Origin of the sequence: Paenibacillus sp. Cedars (assembly GCF_003184205.1) — a bacterium.
GTDB lineage: Bacteria > Bacillota > Bacilli > Paenibacillales > Paenibacillaceae > Paenibacillus_AQ > Paenibacillus_AQ glucanolyticus.
In genome coordinates this window covers 1,447,309-1,471,314 of record NZ_CP020866.1, presented here as the reverse complement: position 1 = coordinate 1,471,314, position 24,006 = coordinate 1,447,309, and the positions used below count along the sequence as shown (strand labels likewise).

The 24,006-nt window shown below is 49.9% G+C and carries 19 protein-coding genes; 5 read left to right on the top strand and 14 right to left on the bottom strand.

From position 1 onward, the window contains the following. Positions 1-223 precede the first annotated feature (223 nt). Positions 224-1,030, top strand: coding sequence for a lipase family protein (locus tag B9D94_RS08460; protein WP_063480167.1), 807 nt, complete (start codon positions 224-226; stop codon positions 1,028-1,030). A gap of 103 nt (positions 1,031-1,133) precedes the next feature. On the opposite strand, the gene B9D94_RS08455 is transcribed toward B9D94_RS08460, so the two are convergent. The 7 genes from B9D94_RS08455 to B9D94_RS08425 all read right to left on the bottom strand — a co-directional run bounded on the left by B9D94_RS08455 (position 1,134) and on the right by B9D94_RS08425 (position 12,326). After that, complete coding sequence (locus B9D94_RS08455; protein WP_148246813.1) at positions 1,134-1,973, bottom strand: PIG-L deacetylase family protein; 840 nt, start codon at positions 1,971-1,973, stop codon at positions 1,134-1,136. A 53-nt stretch (positions 1,974-2,026) separates the two neighbouring features. Further along, a complete protein-coding gene (locus B9D94_RS08450) occupies positions 2,027-2,449 on the bottom strand; it encodes a VOC family protein (RefSeq protein WP_148246812.1) in 423 nt (140 codons plus the stop codon). Between the two features lie 130 nt (positions 2,450-2,579). After that, positions 2,580-3,047, bottom strand: a complete 468-nt coding sequence (locus tag B9D94_RS08445) for a DinB family protein (protein WP_148246811.1) — start codon at positions 3,045-3,047, stop codon at positions 2,580-2,582. A 391-nt stretch (positions 3,048-3,438) separates the two neighbouring features. Further along, a complete protein-coding gene (locus B9D94_RS08440; RefSeq protein ID WP_148246810.1) occupies positions 3,439-6,561 on the bottom strand; it encodes a glycoside hydrolase 5 family protein in 3,123 nt (1,040 codons plus the stop codon). Positions 6,562-6,564: 3 nt separating this feature from the next. Then, positions 6,565-7,938 carry an alpha-L-fucosidase gene (locus B9D94_RS08435; RefSeq protein WP_148246809.1) on the bottom strand — a complete coding sequence of 458 codons (1,374 nt, stop codon included), beginning with the start codon at positions 7,936-7,938 and terminating at the stop codon, positions 6,565-6,567. Positions 7,939-8,298: 360 nt separating this feature from the next. Beyond that, positions 8,299-9,816: a DUF3502 domain-containing protein gene (locus tag B9D94_RS08430; RefSeq protein ID WP_063480171.1), complete on the bottom strand. Its 1,518-nt coding sequence runs from the start codon at positions 9,814-9,816 to the stop codon at positions 8,299-8,301. A 233-nt stretch (positions 9,817-10,049) separates the two neighbouring features. Then, the gene (locus B9D94_RS08425) at positions 10,050-12,326 is read right to left on the bottom strand and encodes a helix-turn-helix domain-containing protein (protein ID WP_148246808.1); all 2,277 of its coding nucleotides are present in this window, start codon (positions 12,324-12,326) and stop codon (positions 10,050-10,052) included. A gap of 478 nt (positions 12,327-12,804) precedes the next feature. On the opposite strand from B9D94_RS08425, the gene B9D94_RS08420 reads away from it, so the two are divergent. From B9D94_RS08420 to B9D94_RS08405, 4 genes are all read left to right on the top strand, one after another. Continuing rightward, positions 12,805-13,731 carry an ABC transporter permease gene (locus tag B9D94_RS08420; RefSeq protein ID WP_006211613.1) on the top strand — a complete coding sequence of 309 codons (927 nt, stop codon included), beginning with the start codon at positions 12,805-12,807 and terminating at the stop codon, positions 13,729-13,731. Between the two features lie 36 nt (positions 13,732-13,767). After that, complete coding sequence (locus tag B9D94_RS08415) at positions 13,768-14,646, top strand: carbohydrate ABC transporter permease (RefSeq protein WP_006211614.1); 879 nt, start codon at positions 13,768-13,770, stop codon at positions 14,644-14,646. A 290-nt stretch (positions 14,647-14,936) separates the two neighbouring features. Then, the gene (locus tag B9D94_RS08410) at positions 14,937-15,482 is read left to right on the top strand and encodes an RNA polymerase sigma factor (RefSeq protein ID WP_040680846.1); all 546 of its coding nucleotides are present in this window, start codon (positions 14,937-14,939) and stop codon (positions 15,480-15,482) included. Then, the gene (locus B9D94_RS08405; RefSeq protein WP_148246807.1) at positions 15,469-16,194 is read left to right on the top strand and encodes a hypothetical protein; all 726 of its coding nucleotides are present in this window, start codon (positions 15,469-15,471) and stop codon (positions 16,192-16,194) included. Before B9D94_RS08410 ends, B9D94_RS08405 begins: the two co-directional genes overlap by 14 nt. A 76-nt stretch (positions 16,195-16,270) precedes the next feature. On the opposite strand, the gene B9D94_RS08400 is transcribed toward B9D94_RS08405, so the two are convergent. The 7 genes from B9D94_RS08400 to B9D94_RS08370 form a co-directional block, all read right to left on the bottom strand. Further along, positions 16,271-16,777 (bottom strand): DinB family protein, encoded by a 507-nt coding sequence (locus B9D94_RS08400; RefSeq protein WP_006211617.1) that lies wholly within the window; start codon positions 16,775-16,777, stop codon positions 16,271-16,273. 117 nt (positions 16,778-16,894) lie between these two features. Beyond that, positions 16,895-17,653: an ABC transporter ATP-binding protein gene (locus B9D94_RS08395; protein ID WP_063480176.1), complete on the bottom strand. Its 759-nt coding sequence runs from the start codon at positions 17,651-17,653 to the stop codon at positions 16,895-16,897. A gap of 4 nt (positions 17,654-17,657) precedes the next feature. After that, on the bottom strand, positions 17,658-19,976 hold the full coding sequence (locus tag B9D94_RS08390) for an ABC transporter permease (protein WP_148246806.1): 2,319 nt from the start codon (positions 19,974-19,976) through the stop codon (positions 17,658-17,660). Continuing rightward, positions 19,961-21,259, bottom strand: a complete 1,299-nt coding sequence (locus B9D94_RS08385) for an MFS transporter (RefSeq protein WP_148246805.1) — start codon at positions 21,257-21,259, stop codon at positions 19,961-19,963. Before B9D94_RS08385 ends, B9D94_RS08390 begins: the two co-directional genes overlap by 16 nt. Next, complete coding sequence (locus B9D94_RS08380; protein ID WP_148246804.1) at positions 21,252-21,899, bottom strand: TetR/AcrR family transcriptional regulator; 648 nt, start codon at positions 21,897-21,899, stop codon at positions 21,252-21,254. Before B9D94_RS08380 ends, B9D94_RS08385 begins: the two co-directional genes overlap by 8 nt. A 262-nt stretch (positions 21,900-22,161) precedes the next feature. After that, the gene (locus tag B9D94_RS08375) at positions 22,162-22,809 is read right to left on the bottom strand and encodes a FusB/FusC family EF-G-binding protein (protein ID WP_036641680.1); all 648 of its coding nucleotides are present in this window, start codon (positions 22,807-22,809) and stop codon (positions 22,162-22,164) included. 413 nt (positions 22,810-23,222) lie between these two features. Further along, positions 23,223-23,996: an SDR family NAD(P)-dependent oxidoreductase gene (locus B9D94_RS08370; protein ID WP_036641677.1), complete on the bottom strand. Its 774-nt coding sequence runs from the start codon at positions 23,994-23,996 to the stop codon at positions 23,223-23,225. Between the last annotated feature and the right edge of the window lie 10 nt (positions 23,997-24,006).

Genomic DNA, 24,006 nt, shown 5'->3' with positions numbered 1-24,006 from the left:
TGATCATTAAGTACAATCTGAAGGCGCACATATGCTTATACATCGGTCGTCCTATGAATGTCTCTTGAATCGTACCATATAAGTTGCCTGTTCCAAAACCTTCTGAGTAATAAATCCGGCAAATTCCCTTTGGATCGAGGTGTAACTCGCCATTTTGGAGCATCTAGGCACCATTCCCTCCGCTCCCTAATATAGTGTAGGAGAACAGAAGGGCGGGATATGCATGGGTACAAGCATGGAACAAGAACAGTGGGCCATTTTCCTGGCAGCCATCTGTGGACAGACCTATACACAATTCACCAATACGGATGGCTCATTTGTCCTGCCGCTGCGTTACTCGCTCCACGACACCATTGAAGCGAACTCCTTAATCGGCGTGGCGGAACGCTTCGGGTTTATCCTTGAATCTCCGGATGAGATTATTATTGCCTTTCGGGGGACTCTCTCCACAACAGATTGGATCTCAGATGCCATCGCTTCCCAAAAAAACTTCAAATATATTAAAGAGCCCTCTCTCACGCATCGCGGCTTCACCAACATCTACGCCTCCACCCGAGGCCAGATTATGTCCGCGCTTAACAGGCTGCCTCATGACAAGACCTTGTATATCACAGGCCACAGTCTTGGCGGAGCACTTGCGACGCTGTGTGCTGTAGATATTGCCGCCAACACGGACCACACTACCCCCCATGTGTTTACATATGGGTCACCCCGTGTAGGCGATCCCGATTTTGCTATGGCCTATACGAAGTACGTTCGGAGCAGCTTCCGCATCGCCAACCTGTTCGACGTTGTGACACATGCACCCCCGCATATCTACAAGGTGCCAAAACGGGAAAAAAAATATTATTACAGTCATGTCCACACCCACAACCCGCTCAACTTCCAGAATGGTTCGGTTAGCGCCAATCATGTAATTGGAAGTTATTTTGCTGAACTAACCAAACTCCAACCGCAATTTGCCGAGCTCTTATGTTCGACGAACCCCGGGTTTTGTCCTGCTGTAGAAACACCTATAGAAAAAGTCTAGTAGAGATGGCCAAATGCATATGTTGGATTGCTCGATCATAAAAGAAAGCGGATTTCCTTTGAGAGGAATCCGCTCTTTGTATTCCTGCCTATCTTGAATTAGATCACATGCGTGCACTCGTTGTTAACATAGGAAACAAGGTCTTCATTTCATCTTCATTCGGTCTTCTGCCATAATTCGCAATTTCGAACGGCTCTGCATATCGAACGCTTGCTGCGTAATCTTGACCATACAGCTTCGAAAGCGTTGGCAGCACTTCATCGGACACACGCAGGAAACGATCCCAATACTTCAGAATGAACGTCCGCTTCTCTTCCCAATTATCTGGTACTTCATGCAAGAAATCGCCTTGCCATGGAGCAAATTCATAGAATTGGGAAGCATGCGCGTCACAGGCCCGCAATTTCTTCTCGATCACGCTTCCCGCATCAATGACGATATCCGGTGAATAGGCTGCCCTTGCCGCATAGTCCGGCATCAGCAAGAATATCGGGGATTTCTTCAAGGACGGCACTTCCGGTACCGCATTGGGCACCTTTGCCACAAAATCTGCCGCATCCCGTACGATTTTCCCTGCGTTTCGGTTGTCCACATGACCCGGCCCATCTGGATGGAAGGTAATGACGATATCCGCCTCCCAGCCCCGAATTTGACGAATCACTTCCTTGCGTACTTCCGGTGTCGGCATCAACTCCCCATCCGGAATGGGCAGTACGACATATTCCAAGACGCCAAGATGCTTCGCCGCTTCATCCGCTTCTTGTTTGCGGCGAGCGATTAGTTCTTCTCCGCACATCTCATGATGACCGCAGCATCCATCCGTTAACGTAACAAACTTCACCCTGTGGCCCATTTCTGCATATAAAGCCGAAATGGCCCCCGCGTAAATTTCAGGCTCATCCGGGTGAGCTGCAATGACAATCACATTCAGAATGTTGGACATGCTGTGAGTCCCCTCCTGTACGTTTCTTAGACATACAATCTATGTATTTTGGCTTACTTCATCCGTTTCATCAATGGATGATTCTCTTTCAGCTCCAACAAATCCCACATATTCCCGTATAAATCCTTGAACACAGCCACCATGCCGTAATCCTGCTCTTTGGGTTCTCTCACAAACTCGATACCTCTCGATACCATTTCATGATAATCTCTCCAAAAATCATCCGTATTCAAGAACAGGAATACTCTGCCTCCAGACTGATTTCCGATAAAAGACTCTTGTCCAGGCTTGGACGCTTTGGCAAGCAATATCGTAGTGCCAACTGACCCAGGAGGAGCTACGACCACCCAGCGTTTGTCTTGTTCAGGCTGATAGGTATCTTCAACCAAGGTAAAGTTCAGCTTTCCGGTGTAAAAGGCTATGGCCTCATCATAATCCTTCACGACCAATGCGATATGGACAATCGATTGAATCATGTTAACCATCCTTTCAATTCCATCATACTTCAACTATATTAACATAACATTCAGGTCCTGCTTGAACGCCAGCCACATAAAAGTCTGTCATGTAACAGGGAGTCCCTTTATTTAGACTGCAATAATGGAATTACGCCCTCGCCCATAAAAAGGCAATGTAATCCGTTAATATCCCCTTGTGTCCCAAATGCCGAAGAATCGTGGTGATATTGCCTCTATGGTAGGTTCCATGGTTTACGACCTGTTGAACAATCTCCGAAATCGAATTCTGATGCTTGTTATACGTCACGTGCTTTCCCATATCGTGAACCGATGCCAAGTATTCGCGGTTCTGTGTCTGGGTCTGGCTCATATAATGACGAGCTGCCTCAATGCTAGCAAATGATTTCGAGACTAGGGCAGGAGAAACTTCTTCCTTGATCCGGGCAAACCAAACTTCATCCGCGGCTGCAAGATGGCCGACAACTTCCGCAATGGATTTGAAGCCTACATTCACTTCTTCAAAGAACACGTCGTCCGGCAATGATTGAAGATGTTCCAATACTCTATCATTCGCCCAAACGTTATAGTCGTATAATTGAAGGAATTGTTCGTTCATTCATATCACTCCTCGCTTACTCTTGATATCGACCGCTCAGCAATTTACGATGCAGATAACAACACTCGATTCCGTCTAATAAACCCGAATTTTCCTTCGATATGAGCATGGAACCGCCCGTATAAGCGTATTCTCCATGGGTTCCGGTAATCCTTTTTGTGATCGTTCAGCACTTCAGCTGACCGATTTCCCTTCCACCGTCACCCGCAAAACCACAGTGGGGGTTGCCCTATAATATGTTCCCCGATACGAAAAAAGAGGCTTCTCGATCTGATTCATCAGCCGAGAAAACCTCCCTCAACGTGTCCTTCAGTAAAGCTGCATCACCGCGCAGTACCTAAGTCGAATTCCATCGAGCCCTCTTCCTGCCTGTTGAGGAAGGGCGTACGACTCAAGGTCTGGACGATGGGCTCTGCCAAATATGAACCTCCTCCGGCCGGTATACCGTTCGCACCTGTCCCTCCGCATCGGTCATGAACATGACCGTTCGCTCCCGTTCCAACACGAAGGCGTAACCCGTCCCGGAAACCGGGTCTCTTACTTCGATTTCTGCGCTTGCCGCGTGCTCGGAGACAAAGACATAGAGGCTTCCTTGTCCGAACGCCAGCTTGCGGCCATATATCCCCGGGAGCTCGCCCCCCTTCAGCCATTCCAGCTCGGGCAAAATGGCCGCGGAGCGAAGGGCTTCCGCATACAGAGCCTGGATCGGTTCCCAGCGCTCATTCATTTCAACCGGGAGCGGACACCAGATAAATCGTCCCTTGCCCAAGGTTACCGTGAAGGGCTCCAGCGCTCCATCCAACCGACCCAGCGGACGATCCACTGCCAGCGCATTGATCTTCCGCTCACCATATGAAACGGCAAACCGCTCGCCCGCCAGCTCCAGCATTTCTTCCCGAAGCACGTTAGCCTGGACGGTCTCGCCGATCTCTGCCTGCAGGCGATGCAGTGCCTCCCCCCAATAAGCATCGGTGCGCAGCGGTCCGGTCCACAGGACGGTACTGCCCTCCCTTGCCAGCTCAAGGAGCATGGCAAACGCTTCATCGTCGAAGTTGTGCGCGCTTGGCACGATGATGAGCTTGGCCGGATAGCGCTTCAGGTCTTCCAACTGGTATTCGCCGATACCGCGTGGATGGACATTCATCCCGAACGTTAGCGTGCGCATGGCCCTCGTTGTCGCTTCGTATGCCAGCTTCCTGCTGGAAAAATCATTCGAGTACGGGTAAACGACGACGATATCTTCAAGCTGCCGCTCATCGTCAAACAGGACGGATGCTTCCTTCATGAAGCTGCCGAAGTCATAGGACACATCGGCCTCGGGCTTCTGCGTTCCATCCGCCCGAAGCGCCCCGATATTGGATTCATTGGCGTTATCCATGAAGTAATTAATATTCCATATCCACTGCACGGCCCCCGCGCCTCCGGTCGAAAACGCATAGGCATACTTGCGTTCCAGGATGCTGCGCAGCTCCTCCTCCGTCCGCTTGGCGACGCCGTCCGGACGCTGCACGTGCATGATGCCGGTCTCCTGGACCAGATTTGGCTTGTCCGGCGTCTTGGTAAAGATGCCGTCCCACGCCAGGTGATCGTTCTGCCACCAGGAGTGGACCGTAGTGTAATCAACGACAGGGCCGTAGAACGACGGCGACGGGCGCTGGGAGCAGATGCCTTCATCCTGCCCGACCGTCACCAGCTGACGGGGATCGGAGCGGCGAATAGTGCCGATGAGCTCAGATGCCCACCGGTTGTGCATATCCATGGTAAACAGCGTGAAGTCAAGCCACGGCCCCCACTTCTTCGGCTGCAGCACGCTGTTGAACAGCTTATCGTCAGGACTCGGCGTCGGTGCGGAGTCGAATGACGGTAGTTCACCCGGCGTCATGTTCCAGCGCTCCTGAAGCAGCGAGAGATCATTCCCATGGCGCTGCCTCAGCCACTCGGACCAGGCTTGTCGTTCGAACCGGTCCCCTATCGATACCGGCCCCTCGAAGATCCGCTTCGGATCGAACAGCGAAGGCTCATTGATCAAGTCCCAATGCACGTTGGTCGTTCCCCTGTGACGCCCTACGATAGAAGCAATGAAGCGTTTCTGTGCTTCCACCGATCGCGGATCCAGATACGGATTCACGCCTTCCCAAGCCTCTGGAGCGAAGGAGAAGAAGGTAAATGTCACTTCCAGCTCATGTCGCTTGGCGGTCAGAATAAAGGCATCGATCGCCCGCATCACGTCCTCAGTCGCATGGCCGTCGGCAAACATGATCATTCGGTATCCTGTCCAAATGCCTGTCCGGATCAGATTGATCCCTGCCCTCTTCATCTCCGCCATATCCGCATCCCACCGCTGAACGTTTGGCAGATGGAGAAATTTCCGCGCGACGTCGGAGGTCATATATGTCATCCCAACGATCGGAACAGATCGGCCTCCGCGGCGGAAGTAATCGCGCCCGCATTCCAGCCTTTCCCCAGCTTGCAGCAGAGGACGGTCAACACCCCAGACCGCTTGGGTCAGGCAGCGACGCTCCCCGGACTCGGACTCAGCTTCGCACACGATCCGGTATAGGCCCGCTTCCAGCCTTACCGGCACAGACAAGTGAAGCTGCTGCAGATCTCGCTGCTCCATACCGGCTTCCGAGCTCGCGTGCCCGGTCCAGACAATCTCTCCGTTGTCTTTCTTCATGACGCAAACCGCAAAATGCCAGCTTGATGCCGGGACGGACGTTCTGGACAGAGCCTGAAGCTGAACCGTCAATCGCATCTCCTCGCCCGGCTCGTAGGAAGCATAATTCGGCTTCAGCCACAGCTCCGTAACGCCCATTCCAGCGTATTCGGCCAAATCTTTCAGAACGTCAAGCCCTTCCGTCTCCCAGAACGAAGCCCGCAGCTGCTGGTTGATCAGAATCCAGCGCCCGCCTGCGAAATCACCTTTATGCTGCTCTAACATGACAATCGGAGCAGACCGCTCGCGCTGATCCCAATCCACACCTGTCAGCAGCGGTGAGATAACGGCGTCCATCGGACCGCCTGCCCCCATCTCGGACGGAATATCACTTGCTTTGGTCGGATGCAGCGTCAAGCCCCAGGTCGGCTCGATGCCGAACAGATCCCCGCGCCCCTGCAGGATTGGATACTCGGCGGAGGTCTTCAGCCCCTGGACGCGCGACACATCGACCTTCAGCACATCGTGGATATCCATTCGCTGATGATAAGCCAACTGTTCGCGTTCGATATGCCAGGCTCCGTCCAGCTCTCGAACAGGTCTGCGGAAAGGCACACCACCCGCATGCACTAAACCTCCACCGGTCTTCAGATATGCCTCGATGGTCGTCCATGCCGCTTTCGGAAAGTACGGTCCATGCAGATGCAGGAGCACGTCCCAGCCGCCTTCCGCCAGCCGCTCTCCTACAGCCGCAGCATCAGCAACCTCCCCCCATCCTCGCAATTGTTCCAGCGCCTTCTCGGACGGGCGCTCGCCTTCATAAGGAAAATGTTCATCGTAAAATACCAGCGTTCTCATGGACTACTCCTTTCTCGCTCTAGGCTGACCATCGACATAAACGGATGTCCCTCGCGTCCTGGCCCAGTCGGCGATTCGGGAAGGATCGCCGGTCCAGAGGCGCTCCAAGCCCCATTGATTGGTCTGCGGCCGGCTCTCGCATTCGATACGGATAACCGGGAACAACTCGGTCGGACGTTCCCGCGGCAGCCCTTCGATATACAGCACATCGCCCTCCTGCCGGAACGACAACTCCTGTCCCGTCGTCAGCAGCGTAACCCGGGATACCGGTGTCACCAAATCCGCCAGCCTCAGCATCGGACGGCCGTCCCAGAAACGAATAATGAGAAACAGCTGGTTGCCTTTCAGCGTCTGCCGCCCGTAGGAAATGAACTCTGTAAGGTTCCCGCCGTCGGAGCCGTAGATGGCCTCCCCGTGAACATCCAGCCATTCGCCGATCTTCAGCGCCCGCTCCACGAATGCCGGAGGAAGCTGCCCGTCAGGCTGCGGCCCAACATTAAGCAGCAAATTCCCTCCAGCAGCTCCGCCTTTCTCCGCGCATTCGCACAGCATGTCGAGCAGGACATCGGCAGGACGCCATCGTTCGCCGTTCGTGTAACCCCACAGCCGCCACGTTGTCACCTGGTTGGATTCCCACAGACGCTTCTGATCCGGGACGATGACATGCTCCGGGGAGCCGAAGTCGCCTAGCACCTCCGAATCACCCGATCCGCCGCCACCGTCCGCATGCAGCTTCTCCTCCTCGGACAGACCCAGGCGGTTGTTGACCAGAATATCCGGCTGAATCGACTTCATCCGCTCGACCAGCTTGATGCTCTCAAGGTCCTCCGCCGTTCGCGGCCAGACCCCGTCAAAAAAGAAATGATCGATGCGCCCGTATTTCGTGACCAGCTCCTCTACCTGGGCATGCAAATACCGCTTCATCGTTTCCCAGCCCTCCGGATTCTTCTCCGGTCCGTCGAAGTAAGCCGGGATGCGCCAATCGATCCAGGAATAATACAAGCCGACCCGAAGTCCCTGGGCACGGAATGCATCGGTGAATTCGCGGACCAGATCCCTGCCCGGCGCCTGCTTCGCGCTCGAATAATCCGTCGTCTCCGTGTCCCACAAGCAGTATCCGTCATGGTGACGAGTCGTCAAGCAGGCATATTTCATACCCGCCTTGCGTGCCGTGTACGCCCACAGCTCGGCGTCAAAAAATTCCGGATTCCACTCGCAGGCTTTCCTTACGTATTCCGCCTGGTCCAAATGCTCCCGGAACAGAACCTGCTCGCCTCGCCCATATTGGGCATAAGGTCCGAAATGAATAAACATGCCGTACCGGCTTTCCGTAAACCATTGCCAGCCCTTCCGGATGGCTTGTGCTTGCTTGGTCATGAACAACGTCCTCCTTATGCTGCCCCAGCTCTTGTTATGCGGACAGCCCCGATCGTAATTGTCGTCTATTTGTCCTGCGAGAAGCCTCCAGGCTTCGTCTGACCTTTACTCTAGCTCGGGAATTCCTGTCTTGAACACTTTACTTTTGAGAGAAAACTTTGAAATTGGCCAATATCGGGAAATTGAAGCTATGGGGCGGGGCTGCGGGTAACGTCTGAACACCTGCTTCCGCCAAGCCTCCCCTCGCAGCCTGCTTTATAATTGGTTTATGCACAAAAAAAGCAATCCCTCTCCGGCACTAAGGCCGGGGCAGGGATTGCCCGGTTATATGATGTTGCACTGCGCCTATTGCGACTGTATTTACGATTGACCGGCTCTCCACTCATCGAATTGCCGTTTATATTCCGCCACGACCTCATTGAGACCGGCTGACTTCATCGCAGCCAGCATTTTATCGTAGGCATCCTCGTATTTCACGACCCCGTGCATCACAGGATAGACGCTGGTCTTCAACTCGGCAATACAATTCGCGTACTGGGAAGCGACGTTTGTCGGGTCGAAGGTGAAACCGATCGTGATGCTATTTACGGCATCGTCGGAAATCGATGTCCGCCGCTCCAGTCGTGCAGGATCCGTATTTGTTGGATAACGATTCATCTCCACATGACCGAGCAGCCAGTACGGAAGCTCATAAGCTGGGGAACCGTTCTCGTTCTTCGCAAGATAATCCTTCGTATTCTTTCCGGTATCCTTCCAATGCACATCCTTCACACCGCTTTGGACAAGGTCCATGTTCTCCTGGCTGCTGTACACCCAATTCAAGAATTGAACACCGGCCTCCGGGTGCGGAGACGTAGCCGAGATTCCGTTGGAATTGCGGATCGCGTAGGATCTGAATTTCGGCTGTTCAGCCAAATAATAAATATCCAGCTTGGCTTCCGGAAACGACTGACGGATCGTGTCGCTCACGCCAACGTCTCCCGGACGATACAGATAACGTCCGACCAGCTCCTCCTGGTTAATAACCTCCGATGGTGTCGTGAGCAGATCGCTCATGATCAGTCCACGCTGGTACGCCTCATTCATGAACTGCACGTCTTTTTTGAATTCCTCGGTCTCAAACCAGGACTTCACATTCCCCTGCTGATCGATGTAGATCATGTTGTCCGCCACCGTAAAAGGATACGTGTCGTACGTTGTATGCAGGAAGTAGGCAGGCTCCTCCAGCATTTTGATATACACGTTCTTGTTGTCCTGCGGCCAGTTCTTCTGCAGCGTCTCCGCCGCATCCAGCAGCTCCTCCGGGGATGTTGGAGCCTGCAAACCATTCGCTTCGAGCAGATCGGTCCGAATCGTGAACATGCCGTCATTATAAGCGGTATCCGCCCAGAAGTTCGGCACGTAAGTAATCTTGCCGTTTATTTTGGACGATTCCCAGATCCAGTCCGGCATGGAAGCTTTCAGCTCGCTGCCGTATTGATCCAGCAGATCGTCGATCGGAATGATCCCGCCGCTGCCGGCAAGAACCGTCGGTCCTTTTGTATCATGCATGATCGCGATCAGCTCAAATTCCTCGCCCGTCGACATCATAAGATTGGTCTTCTGATCCCATACGTCCCACGCGATGTATGTCGGTTCATACGTGAGGTTCAGGCCATCGGCCTCAAGCTTCTCGTTAATCGCTTGGACCGCTGCTTCCAAGCCCTGCGGCGCGGAGCCCGGAAGCAAATACCGGACCGGGAGCTTATCCCCGCCGCCGTTCTCTCCGCTCGCCGATCCGCTCTCGCCGCCGGAATCGCCTCCACCGGAACAGCCCGCGATCACAGAAACCATAAATATTGCGGCCAACCATAGTGCTAGCGCTTTCTTTTTTTTCATGCGTGTCTCCCCCTGACTTCATTTGGTTTTGTCATGCTGTAATTCCTATCATGCTGTACGATTCCTATCTTAAGGAGACATCAGGGATGGCGTATACTTCAAAATCATGGTTTTCGCCATTTTAAAACGCTTTAAACGGCTGTCAGGAAGCCTTCTTTGATTACGAATCAGTCAGGAAGTAATCTCGGCGTCGAACAAAATCCGAATTGTTGAACCCGCATCTTAGCTGCCCCTCACTGCGCCTTTTTCGTCTCGATTGCATGCTGGCTTCGGAACTGTGCCGGCGAGATCTGATAGTGCTTCTTAAACAGCGTATAGAAATAGGTTGTATTCAGAATGCCTACCTGTTCGCTGATCGATTGAACCGAATCCTCGGTGCTGGCGAGCAGCTCCCTCGCCTTCTCCAGTCGGACGGCATTCAGGTAATCATTAAACGACAGCTCGCAATGCGCCTTAAACAGCTTGCCGACATAGCTCCGGGACAGCTTCACCTCGCCCGCAACCTGCTCGAGCGACATATCCGGCCTCGCGTAATGCTTGCGTACGTACATCTGGATAAAATCCACCACCTCCGCATGCCGAACCGCACCCGATTCCTCGGAGAGGCTGCAGAGCTGCAGAGCGAGTTCCTTCAAGGCATCCGCGGTTTCCTGAAGCGTCTGGAAACGCGTAATCCGACGCGTGAAACCGAGGAAGAGGTCTGCGCTTTCCCTATTTTTCACCGTGTGTACATTGAGCTGCTTGTACAGGCCCCCAATGAATTGATTGATGAAAAACATAACTTCATGGTAGTTGTAATCGCGAATCTCCTTGATCCACTGATCGATTTCCTTCTCCAGTTTATCGCTCTGCTGCAGTTTGATGGCATCGATGATACGCTTCTCACGCTTGTCCGGATACTGCGCTTCGGAAGGCTCGGTCACGGCGATAATGACCGGATCGGCCTGGAACAGCCTGCCCTTGCCTTCGAAGAAGCGCTGCCGGAAGCAGGACTGCGCACAATCGAACGATTCACGCAGCTCCTCGTACGTCTGCGCAGCGGTTCCGATACCGACGGTAACGGACACGCGGAGCGTGCGGAGAATCTCACCCTGGAGCTCCTCCAACATGCCTAATACATGAAGCGGGGGACGGCTCTGCTTCATAGGGAGAAGGATCGCTACCGTCCCATCCCCCACGGCCGCCACGCTGGCTCCCTCCGGCTCCAGCATGTGCTGGGCTGCCCGGGCTACAGCTGCGCATGCATACGATTGCAGCTCCTCGTCCTCACCGCCGGGCGATCCGTCCTCGCTATCGAGTAGAAGAGCTACTGCCAGAAAGTAAGGCCCCTTGCCTTCTCCGGCCAGACGGCGGAATGCCGTCTCGTCGCCGCCCTTGAGCAGCTGCAGCACATGGGCCTGACGCGCGACCGAAGCCTCGGACTCCATCGATCGCATTTTCTCGGTCATCTCGGCGTAAGTCATGTCCAATATGGCGAATTCGTTGATCTGCCGCCGATCCTTCACTTTTGGAATGGCGCTCATCTTCTCCAGCAGGTGGCGGATCGGGTTGTAAGCATGATGCGTAAGCCAAATCGAGAGGAACATGCTGACGGCGAAGCATGCCAGAGCAAGAACCAGCGCTGACGTCCGCAGGGCCTGCATGTTGAACAGCAGATTTTGATACTGGCTTACGCTGATAAACGTCCAGTTCATATCCTTGGACTTGACGTAGGTGACGAGACTCTTGCGTCCGTCAATGGAGCGGGTGAAATAACCGCTCTCCTTGTCCGATGCCAGAATCGACTGGACGTAGGATTCCTGCGAAATATCCTCCATGAACCGGGATCGATCCGAATGGGTAATGATGGTCCCCTTGTCATCGATGACGTGCAGTGAATCCACCGCTTCGTTGCGATAACCCCCGATAAGATCCTGAATGGTGTCGGTACTCATGTTGATCACGATTGCGCCTTTGGAGCTTAGCGGCGAATAATAGCTCGGCAGGAGGACGAAGGTAAGGACATCTTCGCTCCGGTTCGCCGAAGTAGCGGAAGAGATTCTGCGCGGGAACAGGTGGAAATAGGATGTGTTCTTGCGGTTGATCTCCTCCAGCAATGCCTTCTCCTGATCCTTGGTAATCCCTTTTGTATTCAGATATGTGTTATTCGAGCCATTATAAATTCCGATTGAATGGATGAACGGATACGTGGACTGAATTCGGTTAAGGGTGCCAAACACCCCATACTGCTTCACCGGATCGGTCTCTTTGTCCAACAGGACGCCCACGATCTCCTTGTCGCTGAGCAGAAGATTGCCTACGTTATAAACCTGATCACGGATTACGCTCGATACGGCGCTGTTCTGCTTCAGCATCGACTCGGATATTTTTCCTACCTCCTTCGCGGTGCTCCAGGAGAACATCATGAACAGGACAACGGTTACGAGGGCAATCATGGCTGCCGTAAGCAAAATAAAGCTGAGAAACATATTTCGGTAGACTGCATAACGGAATAATCGCTGCCGGATCATTTTCTCCCTCCTTGCCATCTGGTTGTTATAAGTTAAAATGAAATTCTCGGAGTTACAAAATTTCCCATCATCCATGAACATTACTAACATTATATGTAGTCTATATGTTAATTTAATCATGTTTTCTAGCAATTCGAATACTTGGACCGGATTATTGGTTTACTCTCATCTTACATTTGCTTAGGACATTCATCAATATGAAAACGCATTCTTTATTTTGATCCCCAGGCTATTCTTTAGGAGCATCATTACCCAGAACCCTTACAGTATAAGGGGTTTTCGGGATTATTCAATCCGGACAACGCTGTGCTGAACACTCAAATTTGAAGTTTTTGCCGTTTTTTAAAGCAGCCTTATCTCCCTTCAATCCGCCCAAACTCCATTTTCATAGTTTACTGCACACGGCAACTCTCTTTACACTCGAATCAGAACCGCTGAAGCTTGCAGCCCCCATCACAAACGAAAGGACGTGCTACCTGTGAAAAAAAACCGCTCCGGCTTCCTGCGCGAAATCCGCTCGAATGGATCCGCCTACCTGCTCGTCGTACCGGCTGCCATCTATACACTGGTCTTCGGTTATTTCACGCTTCCGTACATGCTCATTGCGTTCCAAAAATTCAACTTCAAGACAGGTCTCTTTAATTCCGCCTGGGTCGGCTTTGACAATTTCAAGTTTTTCTTCTCGTCTCCCAGGGCGCTTGAGGTTACGTTCAACACCCTGAAGCTCAATTTTTTATTCATCATGGTTGGCACGCTAGCAGCCATGGCACTGGCCATTCTGTTCAATGAGCTCCGCAGCCGCTGGTTCTCAAGGGTGACCCAATCCACGATATTGTTTCCGCATTTTTTGTCCTGGGTCATCGTCAGCTACATTGTCTACAGCTTGCTGTCTACCGACTACGGCATCCTGAACCGCATCTTGGCGTTCTTCCATGTCGATCCCGTCAACTGGTACGCCTCTCCGCAATACTGGACGTGGATTCTTACGACCGCGGCGGTGTGGAAGGACATCGGAATGAACCTCGTCATCTATCTGGCAGCCATTACGGGAATTGACGACAGTTATTACGAGGCTGGCCGGATCGACGGGGCGAGCCGCTGGCAGCTTATCCGTCATATCACCATACCGCTCATGCTACCGACCATAACCATCCTGACCCTGTTGGCATTGGGCAAAATCATGTACGGCAGCTTCGACATGATCTATGCCATCGTGAAGGACAACGGGCTGCTGTATCCCACCGTCGACGTCATTGACACGTATGTGTTCCGTTCTCTCCGCACCATCGGAAATCCGGCTCAAGCGATGGCCGTCGGACTGTATCAATCCGTGGTCGGCTTTATTCTCGTATGGGGCAGCAACAAAATCGTGAAGAAGGTAAATCCGGATCATGCTTTGTTCTAGATGTGCCGGAACCATTCGGAAAGGAGCAAAACTTAGATGACGTCCAGACCTAAATTTTTCGACGCCGTAAACGCCGCACTGATCGGTATCATCTCCATCCTCTGCATCCTGCCCATGCTGCTCGTGCTTATGGTCTCCTTCACGGATGAAGCCAGCATTAAACAATTCGGGTACCAGCTGTTTCCGAGTGAGCTGTCACTGGATGCGTACAAGCTGCTCCTGTTCGGCAGCACGCCGCTGTACCAGAGTTACATGATCTCGATCTTCGTGACGGTGATTGGCACAATCCTTGCCGTCACGATTACGTCCATGGCCGGATATACGCTGGCCGCCAAGCATATCCGTTACCGCAACGGACTTGGACTGTTCTTTTTCATTACAATGGTGTTTAATACGGGTTTGGTGCCCTGGTATCTGATCAACCTCAATCTCGGTATGAACAACACGATCTGGGCCCTGATCATTCCGTCCTTGGTATTCAACCCGTTCAATCTGTTCCTCGTGCGCAACTACATGTCCCAGATTCCGCCGTCCCTCACGGAGGCAGCCAAAATCGATGGAGCCAGCGATTTCTATATCGCGTTTCGGATCTTCTTCCCGCTGTGCATGCCCGTCCTTGCCACCATCACGCTGTTCTACGGCATCGCCTACTGGAACAACTGGTTTAACGCCATCATGCTCGTGGACAACGAGAAGCTGTATCCCCTGCAATACCTGCTGTTTAAGCTGAACTCCGAGATCAGCATGATCCAGCAGATGCAGAGCAGCGGAGCCATCCTCGGCAGCCAGACGCTCCCTCAGGAATCGGTGAAGATGGCCACCGCCATTCTGACGATTGGCCCGGTGGTGCTGTTCTATCCGTTCCTGCAGCGGTATTTTATTAAAGGCCTGCTGATTGGCTCTGTGAAGGAGTAAGAGCTGCGATTTAACAACTACTTCGTATTCAAGGTTTCATGGCACATAGCCGGGAATCGAGCTGTATGCAAACCAAAAAGGCTTAACCGCGTGCGGTTAGCCTTTTTTTGATGAACAATGGTTGATACATCTCCTCAACGTTAACGAAATTGACCATCGAAATATGCGACCGATCCCTATGAACCCAAGAGTACATGTTGATAGGATTCAATAAAAATCAAAATCTACCGAACCAAATCTTGTCTGAGTGTGTATATAAGGTGAAAAACAAACAAAAAGGGGGTGATTTGATGTTACCTGAAATAACACAGGATGAAGCCAAACAGTTATTTACCGAATATTCTATGTATGTTTATCAAACCGCATTGCTGATAACAAGATCGGAGGCACTTGCTGATGACATTACGCAAGAGACTTTTATCCGAGTGTTCAGAAAATTTAATACATACGATTCCACTAAGTCGATACAGCCTTGGATTTATAAAATAACGATAAATACGATGCGTAACATGCTTCGCAAGCAAAAATGGTTGAAATTCATCGGGTTCACACCAGAAACGGCTGATGAGGATTTAATTGAAAACAAGATCATACAAAATGAAGAATCTCTGCAACTTTGGAAAGAAATTAACCAGCTATCATTGAAAAGCAAAGAAATCATCGTACTTCATTATTATGCTGAGTTGAAGCTGAGTGAAGTTTCTGAAGCCTTAGGTATACCATTAGGTACTTGCAAATCAAGACTCAATGCAGCTTTAACTACGCTTCGTAAACAGATGCTGGAAAATGAAGCTTTTGAATTTCGCAAAAGGAGAGCTTACCATGAAACAAATTAACCGGTCGGATATTAAGGATGCATTACATACCCATATTGACTCTAAACACGCATCTGTTGTATTCGAGAATATATGGGAAAAATATTCAAACAGAAAATCAGGCGGTCATCCAAATCGTCGTATTTATCGAAAACGAATCATTGTTTTATCTATTCTTGGCTCACTATGCTTTCTTACCCTATCTCAATCCCCAGTTCGGGCGTTCATTGAGCAGTTTATAGAGGTTAAATTTATTAAAAACGTGAAAAATGCTGAAATCGGTTATTCATGGGCGAATACTGCAGGTGATGCCCGATCTCTAGTTTTAAACAAGGAGGAGGCAGAGAAGTCGCTTGGAATCTCTATTCCATGGCCTGATCCATTAGATGGGATGTCTGGGCAAAGAGAAATTAGAACTAGAAAAGAGGATGATTCACCTCTTGGGTATGACTATACCATACGTACGAATGACCGCTACTATGAAGTCATAGCTAATTATAAAAACAATAGACAGCCTGAGTTTTACGCACAAACTACTGGTACAGCGCTAGTGAAGGAAATTTCAATTCAAGACGTCACGGCTACATTGATTACTAGTCCAGAGTTCATCCATGTTCCACACCTTTATTTTGAAAAAGGAGATTGGAAAATAGTAGTCACGGTGACTGATTATACAGAAGATGATGTTATGAGCGAACAAGAAATCATAGAATTAGCAGGATCAATTAAATAAAAAAACCAAACTTGAACAAGGGCTGTCATGTATGAATTCAATAGATGTTCCAACCCTTGTGGGAATTTTCAAAGCATCACTTAAATCCTTCGATAATTTCATTTATTTGTTGAAGATGCCTTTGTTCATGCAGGTACAGCGACCTAACCCATTCAATCAATAACATCTCTTTAAAGACGGGATGGACAAAATGTCTTCTGCTTAGGATGGACGGATCTTCTAATAAATTTAGAAGTTCCGTTAACTTTGCTCTTGACTGATGGAGCTTCTCCACCATTTCCTTATGCTCCATAATCTCATCCGTTGGTCTGGCAATGTCGGGAGCCACTAGCTTTTTACTTCTGTCCAGCAGAAATTCCAAAGGTTTATTCTCTAAGATTGAATCATCCGTGCTCTTTAGTCCTCTTTTTATTGCTGCAACATATAATTCTTCTGTTTTACATAAGTGTTGACATATCTGACTGATGCTCCAGCTGTTGGAGTCGTGCCGTCTGTTTAGTTGATCTCCATCCAAGCCCTTGAGGATGCCAAGTAACTCGTTCCTTGTCTCTTTTAATTCTCGATTAATTTCTTGAAGCTCCATGGAAAACACTCCCTTTTCGAGCATTTTCCATGATTATACATCCGTTGAATAAAGGACGCTAGGGCTGCGCCTTGAATGCATTCAAAAGTTCATATTGACCCTATCGATGAGATCGTGTCATATCCCGATTTCACGCATTTTCACTGTAACGTGTTCAATCCTGCCCTCCATATCCGTTCCGTCATACTTGGGAAGTTGGAGCTCACTGACAATGCTGCCGTCGCGCATAAACATAATTCGCTCCGTTCGGGCAGCCACGTTGGCGTCATGAGTGACAAGCATAACCGCCGTACCTTCCGCGTTGATCTCGGAAAACAAGTCCATCATTTCCTGCGCGGACGTTGAGTTGAGCGCGCCCGTAGGCTCATCGCCGAAGATGATTCTCGGATTGTTCATCAGCGCGCGGCATATTCCGGCACGCTGGAGCTGGCCTCCCGATACCTGGGTAATGTCGCGCTTTTCAAGCTCCGCGATACCTACCCTTTTCATTAGCGTTCTTGCTTTTGCCGTTATGTTTGCAACGTTTTTTCGGTTGTCCCGCAGAGACGGGAGAATGATGTTGTCGAGGATATTCAGGTTGTTCAGCATCGTCGGCTGTTGAAACACAAACCCCATCTGGGTTCTGCGTATATCAGCCAGCTCATTCTCCGAAGCCGTCGTTAAATCCCTGCCGTCAAATACTACCTTACCGTCATCAACGACATCCGTTCCGCTCAGCGCAAACAACAGCGTTGATTTTCCCGAGCCGGAAGGGCCCATAACCGCAACGAATTCGCCCTCATTGATATAGGCGGACACTCCGTCCAGAACATGGTGCTTCTCATCACCCTCGCCAAAAGATTTTACGATATGTTCACCGATCATCACCTTTTTCATATGCCTACCCCTTTATGTTTTCAGAAATTTTAATGTGACCCATGCCCGATGTGCCGATTATGGTTGCAATAAGTACCGAGCCGATCATCATCAGCGGGCTAAGCAGATACGCCGAAAGCGGATTGACCGCAAAATGAAACGTCGACGCTCCAAACATGGAGATAACCACACCCGCCAGCATCTCTCCGAGGGTGTTCGCCAGAAGTATACCAAGCACCATTCCGAGTAGCAGAACGAATACCGAACGCGTGACATACTGCGCCCTAATATCTGAGCTTGTAAAGCCTAACACCTTCATAACGCCGATGGAGTATCTGTCCTTTGCAACAAGCATTTTCATAAACAACAGAGTAACCAGTACCGTTATCATTATCGCGACAAGAATGGCGGCATAGGAGGCCTTATGGACGGCGCTTATCGTCGAGCCGAATGTCTGTGCAATATATTTGTCAATGTCCGAAACCTTTGCATAATTAAATTTGCTCGCATATTCCGAAACCATGCTATTGATGAGAGATGGATCGGAAAGCTCCGCACAGATCACGTACCACATCGTATCCGCCGATTGGTCAGGGAAAACAGCCTTTGCGGTTTTGCCTCCATTGGTGATGTCGGAATAGATGCCGCTAACCGTGAGAATTTTCTCCTTCCCTTTAACAACTACAGTCATGGTTTCTCCGACCCCTATGCCCAGTTCATCGGCGTTCAGAGAAGAAAGCGCAATTTCATCTTCTGCGGCGGGTGCTTTGCCTTGGGAATACGCAATGGGGAATATCGAATGGTCGCCGAGCTCAATTTTTATATTTTCTTCCGTGCCTTCCAATGTCTTCACTTTGAACGATTTTGTTGCAAGCACGGCATATTGTGAAATGGCACTGTCGCTTGTCATCTTTTCTAGTACTTCTGCGGCTTTTTCGGATATATTGTCAGTCTGCTGAATGTCCATACGCATATCGTAGTTTCCGATACCCATATATTGAATGAAGCCTTTCGATGAAATCGTGCTGTACAGGTTATGGGGAACAATCATGATAAATGCCGAAATGACCAGCACCGTTAGCATGGTGGCGTAAAGTCTTTTCCTTGCGAGAACGTCCTGGATACCGAGAACAACATTCGTGTTAAGCAGCCTGTTCCTGCTTAATCTCAGATGCTTAGCACCTGCCGTATGCCCCTGTGAATTGCCAAAACGTATGGCTTCCGCGGCTGATATTTTTCGAAAGCGCCTCAGCACTCCATTTACATAAGCCATCATTGCAAGGAATACCAGCAGTATGCCGATGATTCCGTACAACAATGCTGAAGAAGAATGTTCGCTTTCCCCCATGTAAAGCCGGATATTCTCAAGAAGCATGCCTTTGAACACCAATGAAAGTGCGAACCCGAGAATACTGCCCGCAGCCGCAATCACAGCGTATTTGGCAAGATACATCCTCTTCATGTCGGAGATACGCATCCCCATTGCCTTCATAACGCCAATTTGGCGGTAATCGTCTTCGATTTTGGCAAGCAGCGTAAAGCGTATGCACATCAAAGCGATAGCAACGACCAGCACGCTCACCAGAAGGATCACCCCAATCATCATCCCGTCGGAAATGGCGTTGATTGTTTTGAATAGGGGATATGTAATCACGGGTCCGTTCGCTTCAAGACCTGCGGAGGCATAATCGGTTTCGAATGCGCCAAGCGCCGATAAATCCTTTAATCTGAACTCAATCAGATACTCTGTGGTCCCGAGGTTTTGAATTACCGCGTAATCATGGCTGCTTACAAGAAATCTCTTGGAGGAGGAGAGTGTGGAATTCATCTGCGAATCGCGGAGAAATCCCGCAACAGTAAATTCCTTTCCACTTATTCGTGCCTTCTCACCGACCTTCGTGGTGTTGTCCCTCATATAATGGATGGGAACATATAACTCGCCGTCGGATACATGGATGACGTTTCCGTCAAGATCAAGAAGATAATCGAACTTGTCGCTCTGCATGCTGAACCCGTTATCCTGAACATTATGGGTAAGCGAATTGTCGCCTAATATGATGCGTGCGCCGTCCATGTTGACAAATTCAAGCACCTGAAATTCATCAACATTCCCATGCTGCTCCGCAAAAGCTGTAAGTCGATCCGTATTGATCTCACCCGAATGCATCTGCATAAAATGCGGCGTTTCCGCCCGTTTCATAAGTGTATCTATCGCACCGGAAAGATTGACAACGAGTATCACGGCCAGCGAAACGAGCATCGCTGCTGCTGCAACAAATATCATGGTTGTCAACGTGATTAATTTGCTTTTGGATATATCATTGCGAATTATTCTGGAATACATAAGCCACCTCTGTCTTCTAGCATTCTGACCGATCGCAGCTTATACAGAACGGCCGAAGTTACGCATAACAGCACCCCGGCGATGATGATGAGAAATCCCATTCCTCTGCCAAGGCCGATGCCGATGACTTTCCCCACACTCCCAGCAAGCGCTCCGCCTTCAACCAATAATGGAGTGAACACATAATCTGCCATAACACCCGATAGCGCATAAGCGGCAACAAATCCAAGCTGGGACAGGATTCCGATAAACGCCCACGCTCTGCCTTGAACCGCATTATCCATGTTGGTGCGAACCAAAAAATCCAGACTCATGTTGGCAAACGGAAGCATGGCAAAAAACAGGAATCCCGAAATACATATCCAGACGATATTTTCACGAGCTCCGAAAGCTGCCATACACGCGCCTACGCAAAACAGCGAAATCGAAAGGATTTTCACATAATCTTTTTTTATCGGAAGAAATCCTAACATCATACTGGACACGAGCATTCCTGAAGCCACAATAGTTTCAATCGTTCCGATCATCGAGCTGTTCGTAAAGGTAAGCAGCATCGGTATCGTGAGCGTCTCCATCACCCCAAGGTAAAATGTCAGCACCGATGTCATGATCACCAGAACAAACACACCCTTGTTTCTGGAAACCGCATTCCACCCGTCTATAAATTCGCGAATAAACGATGTAACCTGGTGACCGGTCTTGGAAGCAATGCCGCTGCGGACAGCGAGCGTAGTACCCACGGTAACAAAAAAAGTGCAAATGTCGATAACAAGCAGCAGCTTTATGTCTGCAATCGTGAGCAAAAAACCCGCAAGGATCGGAGAAATCAGAAATTTGGCTGAGCCCGCCAGCTGGACAAGACCGCTTGCCTGTGTGTACTGCTCCTCGGTAAGCAAATCCGTAACCGTAGCTTTATATGCAGGATCAAGCAGTGATGAAAACACGGAGCTAATGGCAACCCCGACGCATATCTGCCATAGCTGCGCTTCTCCGCGAAGCAAACAGACGAGGATGAATACAAGCCCTATCGCGGAAAGGCTATCCCCTAATATCATTAAAAGCCTGCGGTCATACCGGTCCGCGAGCACTCCGGCAAAAGCGCTCAAGAAGAGCGACGGCATAAACGCAAGCAAGGTTACCAGCGCCATAGCCGATGCCTTCCCCGTCTGCTGAAAAACATAGATCCCAAGCCCGAACGACGTCAGACCGTTTCCTATTGTTGAAACCAGCTGTCCCGACCATAAGAGGAGAAATTTCTTGAAAGACTTCCCTGGTTTAATCACGGCTGCTTTCATCTCCCTCTCCAAACATCCCCATAACGTCCATAAGGCTTCCGCTTTCTGCTCCGAGCAGCCTCTCCACGTTGCAAACAAAGGCCACAATTCGCGAGCTGCGCTCCTTCTCTGTCATAACGACCAGATCATCATCAAAAACGGTACTCGCATAAATCACAACCATCTCCATGCATTCGTACGGAAAGGGTGTGCTGAACAGGCCCTGCTGGATGCCTTCGCGGATGATCTCTGTCAGGATCGGGGGAACGCCGTTGACGATAACCTTTTGTATTTTTTGATGCATCAGTGCGTTCTGGGGTTTATGAATATGCTCCATAATTTGCTCGCTGCTTCCCCCGCTTAGGTTCAGTGCCATTACAACGCGGATGATGCGCTCGACGATTGGTATGCTCTTGTCTGCGGCAACTTCCTGTGCCCCATCTATCAATCGGATCGCATACCGATCGATCAATGCATCCATAATATCCTCCTTCGACTTGAAGTGATGATACAAGGTTCCGCGGGCAATGCCGACCTTTTCAAGAATATCGTTGGTACTTGTTCCGTCAAAGCCCTTCTGTCCAAAAAGCTCATCCACCGCGTCAAGGATTTCGTTCTTGCGATCCTCCGCTTTTTTTACGACCCTCATGGCTACACCTCCTTTTGCATAGACCGACTGCCTGTCGGTAATATGATAACATGCTGCTTTGAGTTGTCAAGATATTGTTACATGAAGTGAACTGATGGTGAACTCGTTTATATGAAGAATTTTTATGACTTCATCCCTCGCAGCATGCCAAAGCATGTTGTTATGCGTAGTTATAGTCTGCCACGCTCAGCTACCGAAATCATCCTTTGTTTATAAAATAAAACAGGCTGCCTTCAGGGCAGCCGTATTTGGGGTTATAGCGTTATTTACGTACGGAGAGAATGAACTTCTCCAGTGATCCTGTATCCGTAATCACCTGATTACATCCATGGTTATCCATACATACGTAATGACCAATCGCAGCGTAATTATCCGGTGATGCGTTCGCAGGCTTGGTCTTGACCGAGAAGAAAGCAAGCTCCTGATGACGATTGCAGAACAGGCAGTACCCTTTCTTGTTTGTCGGCGTGATTCTTCCCTCAATACCGATAAACCGTCCTTCGAACGGATACACAATGAATAGTCTATTCGTGGCAATATCAACCCAGCTTAGATACGTCACATATCGAAAATCAATGGATTGAAGATCAGGCACTTTCAATTTTTTATTTTTAGGGAATAGCTTCTCAATCTGCTTCACCGTAATCGGCGGAAATGGATCCAGATACGGTTCTAATGTCTCAAGATATCTCTGGAAATCATATGCCGTCTCGAGAGCCGAAATTTGTTCCAGCATCTGCTGCTGATCCCCTTCAAGGTAAGGGAACGCCTCTATCACGTTTACGGCAGAACGATACCTTACGGTCTCTATAACCTTCCGATCCGCCACGGTTCGCAATGTTTTCAGAAGGAATTCCGCTTGTTTTTTAATGATGTTGAATTGATAGTTTCTAATAAATGCTGTACTCATAGGTCTTCAGCCCCTTATTTTTTATGAAAAATCCATAAGGTGCAAAGCCCGTTATTAGAAACGATAAAGTTCGTTTGGGCGACCGAATTCATCCTATCGCACCTCACACAAAGTATCGCCCCAGATTAGGCTTTGCGTGAGGACTCCCTAGCTAATGAGCAATTCAATTTTGCCATCTATATAACCCCCAATCATATTTTATTCAAAAAAGTATAGCAAAAAATCCCACAAGCTGCAATTCATCTGTCTGGATGGAATTTCATAATTTCACACTTATAATCAGCTTAGAGCTGTACCTGACTATTCAGGTGAATGCCAACCTCACAGCCCCCCCTGAGCCACACGCAGGCTAAACAAAAAAGCCTCAGTCAGGTATACAACACCTGACCAAGACCTTCTGAATCCAATCTGTTTTACTGATTGATTTGACCGCCATCCACCGTATAGATGGATTGCGTTACATAGGAGGCATCGTCGGATAACAAGAAGACAGCTACGCTCGCTACCTCTTCCGCTTCTCCGTATCTTCCCAGCGGTACAGCGGCACCGAATGCTTCTTTTGCTCCTTCCGCATCCTCAGGAACTGTATTTTTCTCGATTTGGCGCATCATGCGGGTATTGATCACCCCAGGCGCAACCGCATTTACTCTCACACCGAACGGAGCAGCTTCTAAGGCAACCACTTTCGTCATGCCCATTACGGCATGCTTGGAGCTATTATAACCGACAAATCCGGGCGAACCGATCAGACCTGCACCGGATGAGGTGTTCACGATACTGCCGTACCCTTGTTTTTTCATGACGGGAACGATGTATTTCAGCCCAAGGAAGGCACCCTTAACATTGACATTAAAGACCATTTCAAACGTTTCGGTCGGATAATCCTCTACATTGGCAGTGATGCCTTCGATCCCCGCATTATTGAAAAAACCGTCGATTTTGCCGAACTTTTCAATCGTGGCATCCACATAAGCTTTGACTTCTTCCTCTTTGGCCACATTGGCTTGCAGCGCAATCGCTCTGGAATCGTCAATACCCAGATCGGAGATGACTCGTTGAACGGCTTCCAGGTTCAAGTCAACAAGCGCAAGGCTGGCACCCTGCTCCGCCAGCTTCTTCGCTGCTGCCGCACCGATCCCACCTGCTGCACCTGTAATGACAATCACTTTTCCATCAAATTTGCTCATTTGTATAGAC